Source organism: Mycolicibacterium canariasense (assembly GCF_002101555.1).
GTDB classification, from domain to species: Bacteria; Actinomycetota; Actinomycetes; order Mycobacteriales; family Mycobacteriaceae; genus Mycobacterium; species Mycobacterium canariasense.
On sequence record NZ_LQOL01000015.1, the window covers coordinates 1 to 1483 of the forward strand.

1 protein-coding gene is annotated in these 1483 nt (G+C 64.1%); it reads left to right on the forward strand.

The window, feature by feature from the left end:
* Positions 1 to 134 precede the first annotated feature (134 nt).
* On the forward strand, positions 135 to 1451 hold the full coding sequence (locus AWB94_RS01730; RefSeq protein WP_054430305.1) for an IS256 family transposase: 1317 nt from the start codon (positions 135 to 137) through the stop codon (positions 1449 to 1451).
* Positions 1452 to 1483 lie beyond the last annotated feature (32 nt).

The window sequence follows — 1483 nt, forward strand, 5'->3', positions numbered from 1 at the left end:
GAGCAATGATCAGAACCTGTGGATGAGCCTCGGCGAGGCGGCGTGAAAGTGGGCGCACCTTCCCGAGGATGATCTGAAAGTCCAGTAGCTCTGATCAAGACCGGCGTTGGCGCGCTGGTTGGGAAGGTACGCCCATGCTCACCGTAGTTCACGATGCCCGGGAGGCCAACGACAAGACGGCCGGCCACCGGTCGTTGCTCGATGAGATCGTCCGCGACGGTGCCCGCCAGATGCTGGCCGCGGCGCTGCAGGCCGAAGTCGCCGCCTATGTGGAGCAGTTCGCCGACCAACTCGACGAGGACGGCCGCCGGCTGGTGGTGCGCAATGGCTATCACCAGGCCCGCGAGGTGCTGACCGCGGCCGGCGCCGTCGAGGTCAAAGCACCGCGAGTGAACGACAAACGGGTCGACCCCGATACCGGTGAGCGGCAGCGGTTTTCCTCGGCGATCCTGCCCGCGTGGGCGCGCAAGTCTCCGCAGATGAGTGAGGTGCTGCCACTGCTGTATCTGCACGGGTTGTCGACCAGCGATTTCGGGCCGGCGCTCGAGCAGTTCCTCGGGTCCGGCGCCGGGCTGTCGGCCACCACGATCACCCGACTGACCAGCCAGTGGCAAGACGAGGCCCGTACCTTCGCCGCCCGGGATCTCTCCGGCAGCGACTACGTCTATCTGTGGGTCGACGGCATTCACCTCAAGGTGCGTTTGGACCAGGAGAAGCTGTGCCTGCTGGTGATGCTCGGCGTGCGCTCTGACGGCCGCAAGGAGCTCGTCGCGATCACCGACGGTTATCGGGAGTCCACGGAGTCGTGGGCGGATCTGTTGCGCGACTGCAAGCGTCGCGGGATGACCGCCCCGGTGCTCGCGGTCGGCGACGGCGCACTGGGGTTCTGGAAGGCGGTCCGCGAGGTATTCCCGGCTACCAGAGAACAGCGCTGCTGGTTCCACAAACAGGCCAATGTGCTTGCTGCGTTGCCGAAGTCAGCGCACCCGGCCGCGTTGGCGTCGATCAAGGACATCTACAACGCCGAGGACATCGACAAAGCCCAGGTTGCCATCAAGGCCTTCGAGGTCGACTTCGGCGCCAAGTATCCCAAGGCGGTCGCCAAGATAGTGGACGACGCCGATGTGCTGTTGGAGTTCTACCACTATCCGGCCGAACATTGGATCCACCTGCGAACCACGAATCCGATCGAATCGACCTTTGCCACAGTGCGTTTGAGGACGAAAGTTACCAAGGGGCCTGGATCGCGTGCGGCCGGGATTGCCATGGCCTACAAGCTGATCGATGCTGCCCATGCCCGCTGGAGGGCCGTCAACGCCCCACACCTGGTCGCCCTCGTGCGCGCCGGAGCGGTCTTCCACAAAGGAAAACTGCTCGAACGACCCACCGACATCACCCCACCACAACCGACCTCAGACGGCGATCAGCATGCCGGAACGGAGGTCGCCTGAAACACCCGATCCACAGGTCTTGACAATTTCTC

Excerpts from the sequence above, each read along its gene's own strand:
- AWB94_RS01730 (WP_054430305.1), top strand. The coding sequence starts at position 135 with ATGCTCACCGTAGTTCACGATGCCCGGGAGGCCAACGACAAGACGGCC.